The following is a 7646-nucleotide window of genomic DNA, read 5'->3' on the forward strand; positions in this document are numbered from 1 at the left end:
CATCTAAATTGCTTATTGTAGCTGATAGGGAGATGGGGGGATAGGGAGATAGGGGGGGGTTTGAGAGTTTCTTCGCTAGTTTGCTAATACCCTGTTTAAATGGGTCTTAGCTTGGAATAAAATTTTAATCAAAATTGGTTGTAGATTAAAGACAGGCAAGTTAATGAATTCAGAATTATGTGCAGCCTTATATCATGTCCGGTTGAATAGTTATTGTATAGTTGGGGGTGGGGAGTAGGGGAATAGGGGAGTAGGGGAGTAGGGGAGATTGAAGGCTTGAAGTAATTATAAACATATATTATATAACCGGATTCTATATCACATAAAATTGGTATAGCAATTCCCAAGAAGCGTGAGGTACGCGCATTCCTTGGTTTTAGGGAACACTTAACACTTAACACTTAAGAGGGAATAGAATACAAATAAAGATATGTGTACCTCATTAGGCTGAGAAACGCTATATTAATCTTAATTGGTTAGTAAGCTACTGCAGATCGGTTAAATAATTAATAAATACTATGGAGATGTTGACTAATACCAATTACCAAAAACTCTGCTATAGTTGGATTTGATATTTTTAAATATTTTTTTCTGGATTGAATGCTGGATATTTAGTAACTTTTGTTCTTGATAATAGTAATTTTTTCACAGTTTATAAGTAAAAAATTACTTTTTCAAAATGGTATAAAACTCCTCAATTAAGTGCCTTATTACTTCTTCCTTATTCCTTGACTTTAATGATTAAGATAATTATGGTAATTGTCAATGATTGGTGAAAAAAAACTGTAGAGGTTTAGTTATATCAATCCCATTTTCACGCTCGGTTTGGAAACCAAACCCCTACGATAAAATATTGCAACCTATATAGGATGATAACTGATAACTGAAATGACAAAATCTATTTCTTGGCAAGAACGCTATCTAAATCTTATTGACCAGATTATAGAAATTACTCTTCAAGGTAAAATTCGTTCCAAAGAACAAGTATATCAAATGCTTGTTAAAGAAATTAGCAGTGGTACAGGAGAAATATTTGAACGTTGTTTTGATGAACGTTTCCAAACTATTAAAAATCAGGTAGATACAGAAACTGATGAGTTAAAACAAGCAAAAGCTAATCGTCGTTTACGAGCATTAAAAACTATTCAAGGAGAATGGGAAAGATGGGAAAAACAAAATCAAACTCAAGAGGCGATCGCTACTTCTATACAGCAAATTATTGATACGGAAAGTAGGGAACGTCTTACCAGTTTACTTAATGCTATTGACCCTAACCAAAAACAACCTCTCACTCTTAACCAATTACAGAAACTTCGCCAAACTCTACAGGAAAAACAAGTCCAAACTACTGACCCAGAACTAGAAAAAGATTTGCAGCAGTTTACTACTGGTATTACTAAAGGTCTGGAAGCTTGGCAACGACTACAACCTTATTTAGTAAGTTGGATATATGACCAAAGTCGAGGTCAACTGGGGTTTGGTGGTACTCCCGAACAGAGGGGACCGTGGGTATTATGGTCAAAACAGGTAAATAGCTCTTTTCCAGAGGGTTTATTTAATACTATTGCTTTGGAAAAATCTATTGTAGAATTTGCTGGCAAAGCTAATATTGAAGCAAGTAATTTAGTTGAGTTGGCAATAATTTTACAATGTTTACAAAGGGGATTAGTAGAATGGTTTGATAAGTTAATTTATGATGCTAAGGTAGGAGCAAAATTATCTATTTCTACTTTTTTGACTTTTGCTGCTATTTGGTGTCAGTTAGCTGATGGTTTTCAAGCTAGACCTAGTTTAAGTAATTCTTGTTTTCAGGTAACATTGCAAATTCTTCGCGCCTTTTCTCAACGAGAATATTTTCCTCTCTATGGTGGAATTTTTGCCTCTTTTTCTGGAGAATATTTACAAAATGCTTTGAGTTATTTAGATGAACCTTTGCAAAAAATTCAAGGTACTCAAGCTAAGGGAAGAATTTTAACTTTATTAGGTTATTCTCAGCAGACTTTAGGGCAATATTTAAAGGCGATGGAATTTCATAAAAAAGCTTTGGAGATTGCCCAAGAGACTGAGGATAAATCCTGTGAAATTGCTAATTTGAATCATTTGAGTCGGACTTCTGTAGCGATGAAGGATTATGGTGAGGCAATTAATTATAGTCAGAGGGCGTTAATGTTTTCCCGACAAGTAGGAGATAAAAGAGGGGAAGCTAATGCTTTAGCTAATTTTGGTTTTAGTGAAGTTTTCCAAGCTAGACAACAAGAAGTGATGGAAACGGAGGTTTATGAAACTGCGATTAATTATTTACAACAGGGTTTAAAATTGTCAGAAAAATTAGGGGATGGTCAGAGTAAGTCTCTTTGTTTTAGTAGTCTGGGAATTGCATTTATGGTATTAGAAAAACCGGAAGATGCTTTGTTATATTTAGCCGGGGGTTGGCAAGCTGCTCAATATTCTGGAGATTTATATTTGCAAGGTTTAAACTTGGCTTATCTTGCTCAGGCTTACTATAGTTTGCAAAATTTCGAGAAAGCTGTTTTTGCAGGTTGTTTGGGTATGTATCTTTTAGAGCAAATTGGTGCTAATGAATGGCGGCAAACTGCTGGATTGATGGTTGTTTTGAAAGGTCAATTGGGAGAAGAGTTTAATGATATTTTAAATCAGAAACGGTCAGAAATTTTGCCAGTTATTGGAGTGGATGGTTATGATTATATCCCTGAACTTTTGGTGAAATATCAACAGTCACTTTAGAGACTGTTCGTCAATAAAAGATTAAGGGTGGAAAAGCCTTAGAGTATGTTTAATACCAGTTTGATATAGCTGATTTCATCTCCGTGAGGTAAAGCTATAACAGTTTTATTATTAATATTTGTACTTCAGATACTTGGAATCTGCTGTAAATATTTGCTAAGTTCATAAGCAAAATTAATTATACCAGTTTGATAAATATTTGCTACAAATAGTAGAAGTAAGAAAGAAGAAAGAAGGAAGAAGCAAGAAGGAAGAAGGAAGAAATTTTGAAAAAAAATAGAAAACGATAGATATAACCATCTAAAATTAACAGGAGAAGCTATTTTTAAGCATATCCGATCGAGATGCACTTTTTATAGCATTCTTTTTTCAAACTGGTATTACACATCTTAGGATTTCTTAAATTCTTGATACAGAATTAAATAGGATCTTAGTGATATACTTTAGATATGTTTTAGTAATTATCTAACTAATCCAGCTTTTTTATATACAGGTATATCCCTTGCTAATACTTGGTTGTAAGCTGTTTGTTTTTGTGAAAAATTTCAAAGTAGCGATATTATGGTTGCCCAAGTTTACTTATAAAAAATATGGAGAGTCATTAATCAATAGTTAGTTCAAGTGTGCTTATGAAAAACATTCCTTTTCCTAACCATCATTTCACTCCTAAGAAAAAACTGGAAACAATTTTATTAATAGCTTCTGCCTATAATACTATGACTCAAAGGTTTCATGTTGAGTTATTAGATATGGGATATAAAGTTTCAGTTGAAATTTTTCTTAATGATGAAGTAACAAGAGAAGTGGTTAAAAATGTTAATCCCGATCTAATTATTGCACCATTTTTAAAAGATGCGATTCCTGAAGATGTCTGGCGAAAACATATTTGTATAATCATCCATCCTGGAATTAAAGGAGATAGAGGACCTTCATCTCTAGATTGGGCTATTTTAAATAATGAACAAGAGTGGGGCGTTACAGCTTTACAAGCTGATTTAGAAATGGATGCAGGAGATATATGGGCATCAACTAATTTTACTCTAGCTGGAGAAACAAAAAGTGATTTGTATAGAGGAAAAGTTACTCAAGCTGCCATCACTTGTCTTAAAGAAATTTCAATTAATTTTTTGACAGAAGGTTATAAACCAGAACCTCTTGATTATACAAAAACAGACGTAAAAGGGAGCTGGCGAAATTATTTGAAACAGAAACAGCGTGCTATAAATTGGGATCAAGATACAACTGAAACAATTGTACGCAAAATAAAAAGTGCAGATAGTCAACCTGGATTACTTGACCAAACAATTGGTCAACCAATGTATCTTTATGGTGCTTATGCTGAGAATGGGATGACTGGTACTCCTGGAGAAATTATTGCTCAACGGAATGGAGCTATTTGTTGTGCTACTGTTGACGGAGCTGTCTGGATTAGTGTTCTTAAACAAAAGAATAAAGGAGATAAAACCTTTTTTAAATTACCAGCAACATTGGTATTAAAAGATTATCTTCAAGATATTCCTGAAATAGCAACACCAATAACATTAGAGCCAAATGTAATGACCTTTCGTGATATTTGGTATGAACAGAAAAATGAAGTTGGTTATCTTCATTTTCAATTTTATAACGGTGCAATGAATACGGAGCAATGTAAGCGTTTACGAGAAGCTTATATTTATGCTCGTTCTCAAACAACAAAAGTTATTGTTTTGATGGGAGGTTCAAGTTTTTGGTCTAACGGTATCCATCTTAATGTCATTGAAGCAGCTGAAGATCGAGCTCTCGAATCTTGGAATAATATTAACGCAATGGATGATTTTGTCTTAGAAGTTTTATCGACAGATAATCAGACAACAATTGCTGCTATGCAAGCAAATGCTGCTGCAGGGGGAGTTATGATGGCCTTAAGTGCTGACTATGTTTATGCAAGAGAAGGAATTGTTTTGAATCCTCATTATAAGCTGATGGGACTTTACGGTTCTGAATATTGGACTTATTCTTTAGTGCAACGTGTCGGAAACTCGCAAGCGAAATCCTTAACTGAAAAATGTATGCCGATAAGTACCAAATCGGCTCAAGAAATCGGACTAATTGATGATTATTATGGTAAAGATTCTAATGAATTTTGCCATTGGATTACCCAAAAAGCTGAAGCTATTGCTCAAAATCTACCCTTAGAATCTAATTTCCTTCCACAAGAAAAGATGTCTTTTACTAAAGCTCTTGTTCTTGAAGAACATCGTCAAAGAGAATTAAGAGAAATGAAGCAAAATTTTGTTAGTTTTGAATACAATAATTCTCGTTATAATTTTGTTTATAAAATACGACAACAAAATTGTTCAGTTAAGAAAAATTTAGCCGTTCATAACTGTAGAGACGGTTTACAACAAGAAGCCTAAAGATACAGTATTTCCAACTGTTATGAGCTACACATTTATGGTGTAACTACTTATCATTTTCACTGAAACTTTGTGATTTGAAACATAAATATTTCAGTTTCATCAAGTAGAGGTTTGACGACCAAACCTCTACTGCTATATCAGAAAATTGTTATCTACAAAAAGCACTGTAGATTAGAAAAAGTTCGTCAAATAAGCTTATTTATAGATCAATAATTTTTCAACACAAAAACATTATTTTGCTTCACCAAATCACCCTTACATAACACAGGAAAACGTTCTTGAGATGCCCTAATAGCCGTTACATAATCCCGATCAAATAATTCCAATTTTATCCGCTCCAATTTATTCACCACCACTCCCATTAAATCAACCTCTCCACTCAATTTATATCTTTCAAGAGACCTCAATCCTACAACTAATCCCTGTATCTCCACATTAGGCAAATTAGTAATTAAGTTTTGCATAATTTCTAACTCATTTCTCTCCTCAAACTTAGCTAAATTTTCCACTAATAAATTTATAGTTACAGGAAAATCAGATACTTCTGGGTTTAAGGGTAAAACTAGAATTAAATTAGACAATTCATTGCTCCAAATAATTGCCTCATTTTCAATTTGCTTTTCCTTCTGCCAACCTCGTTTTTCTAAATAATTAGCTACAACTTCTGGATGAATTTTTTTCAATAAATCAATATCTTTAATAATTAAATTCATAGCCCTTCCCCTTGTAAGATTTGCTGCATAATTACCTCTAAAGCTTGAGACGTAAACAGATTTTTTCTGGGAATTGAAACTGTAATATTATCTTGATTTTCTGTAGCAAAAGCTTCTGCTAAAGACAACCAATAACCACAATGTTGAAGACAAAGGGATACCTCAGATTGTTGTAGCTATTTCTCTAATTTTTTCGGCACAACCACAACAATTAAAATTATCGGCGGATAACGATTAACTCGTCTCAATTCATTTTGACACTTGCCCGTTAAATAAGAGATTATAACCGGTGATTCTTGTCTCAAAAACTCTTAGCTAGGCAGCAAATCAAGCAAACTCAATTGCACTGCATTCGCGATCGCTACTTTTTGAGTTGAATAAATAGTCATGCTTATAGACAAGTAACCCCAGTTAATCTTTATCATATCACAAAAATTGTGAGGATGGAACCGAAAATTCTTTGACGCGCGAATTTTTTTCAGGAGCTTCATAAAATGAAAATGTTGTAGGTTTTCTACTCAGAAGTGATAGATCGAAAATTTTGAGGATGAGAAAAACCTGCACATAAGTTGATGAGAGCTTCACCAGATGAAAATATTTCTGGCATTGCTCCTGGGGAAAATTCCTGAATACTCCCTCCTCTATTACCCAGTCAATTTGGTTGAATAAATAGTCATGCGTATAGGCGAGTGACTCAAGCTAATCTTTATAATATCACAAAAATTGCAAGGATGGAACCGAAAATCCTTTGACGCGCGAAATTTTTTAGAAGCTTCATAAAATGAAAATGTTGGTGGTTTTCTACTCAGGAGGAATAGATCGAAAATTTCGACGATAGGAAAAACAAATATATCTGTTTGTGGGTGCTTACAAGAATAAAGATATTTCTAGTTATTGCTCCTGGGGAAATTTCCTGAATACTCGATCGTTTATTACCAAGTCAATTTGGTTGAATAAATAGTCATGTGCATAGGCGAGTAAACCCACTTAATCTTTATAATATCACAAAAATTGTGAGAATGGAACCGAAAATTCTTTGACGCGCTGATTTTTTTTCAGGAGCTTCATAAAATGAAACTGTTGGCTGTTTTCCACTGGGGAGGGATAGATGGAAAGATTCGACGATGGGAAAAACCAGCATATATATTTGTGTGAGCTTCACACAATGAAGATATTTCTAGTTATTGCTCCCAGGGAAAATTCCTGAATACTTGTAGTCAAGAAAGTTAGTTGAATAAATAGTCATATATATAGGCGAGCAACCCCAGTTAATCTTTATAATATCACAAAAATTGCGAGGATGGAACTGAAAATCCTTTGACGCGCGAAATTTTTCAGGAGCTGCATAGAATGCAAAAGTTAGCGCTAACTAACATGGCAATCTAATCTTAAAAGTAGGAGAGTATTTTTCAATCTTTTTCCTGTATTGCCTCTATTCCACTCCCCACCCGTAATATCAAATCCGGTTGAATACTTATTATTAGTTGGGGGAGATGGGGAGATAGGGCAATGGGGCAATGGGGTGATAGGGAGTATTAGAATATTTTTCAACCTTTTTCTTGTATTGCCTCTATCCTACGAACGACTCCGCTCCTCAAAATTTTAATCAAGGTAAAGATACCAAATGGATTCTATAAAGCATAGCTTAAAGAAATTCACTAAAGTTGCCAATATTGACATTATTAATATCACTACCTGGAATTACATCAACATTCACTAAAGTTGCCAATATTGACATTATTAATATCACTACCTGGAATTACATCAACAACTGGATCGGCAGTAGTTT

4 protein-coding genes are annotated in these 7646 nt (G+C 34.0%); 2 read left to right on the forward strand and 2 right to left on the reverse strand.

Translation table 11 applies throughout. The annotated features are described in order from the left end of the window. The first annotated feature begins 888 nt into the window (after nt 1–888). Nucleotides 889–2745: a tetratricopeptide repeat protein gene (locus F6K22_RS24215; RefSeq protein ID WP_293103809.1), complete on the forward strand. Its 1857-nt coding sequence runs from the start codon at nt 889–891 to the stop codon at nt 2743–2745. Nucleotides 2746–3374: 629 nt separating this feature from the next. Beyond that, nucleotides 3375–5141: a hydrogenase maturation protein gene (locus F6K22_RS24220; protein ID WP_293103811.1), complete on the forward strand. Its 1767-nt coding sequence runs from the start codon at nt 3375–3377 to the stop codon at nt 5139–5141. Between the two features lie 209 nt (nt 5142–5350). Here the strand turns inward: F6K22_RS24220 and F6K22_RS24225 are convergent, their stop codons facing one another. Beyond that, complete coding sequence (locus tag F6K22_RS24225) at nt 5351–5857, reverse strand: hypothetical protein (RefSeq protein ID WP_293103813.1); 507 nt, start codon at nt 5855–5857, stop codon at nt 5351–5353. Continuing rightward, complete coding sequence (locus F6K22_RS24230) at nt 5854–5985, reverse strand: hypothetical protein (protein WP_293103816.1); 132 nt, start codon at nt 5983–5985, stop codon at nt 5854–5856. Before F6K22_RS24230 ends, F6K22_RS24225 begins: the two co-directional genes overlap by 4 nt. Nucleotides 5986–7646: the final 1661 nt, after the last annotated feature.

Origin of the sequence: Okeania sp. SIO2F4, from assembly GCF_010672385.1 — a bacterium.
Classification (GTDB): Bacteria; Cyanobacteriota; Cyanobacteriia; order Cyanobacteriales; family Microcoleaceae; genus Trichodesmium.

What these genes read in the sequence shown, in the direction of transcription:
- F6K22_RS24215 (WP_293103809.1), top strand. Translation starts at nt 889, where the DNA reads ATGACAAAATCTATTTCTTGGCAAGAACGCTATCTAAATCTTATTGAC.
- F6K22_RS24220 (WP_293103811.1), top strand. Translation starts at nt 3,375, where the DNA reads ATGAAAAACATTCCTTTTCCTAACCATCATTTCACTCCTAAGAAAAAA.
- F6K22_RS24225 (WP_293103813.1), bottom strand. Translation starts at nt 5,857, where the DNA reads ATGAATTTAATTATTAAAGATATTGATTTATTGAAAAAAATTCATCCA.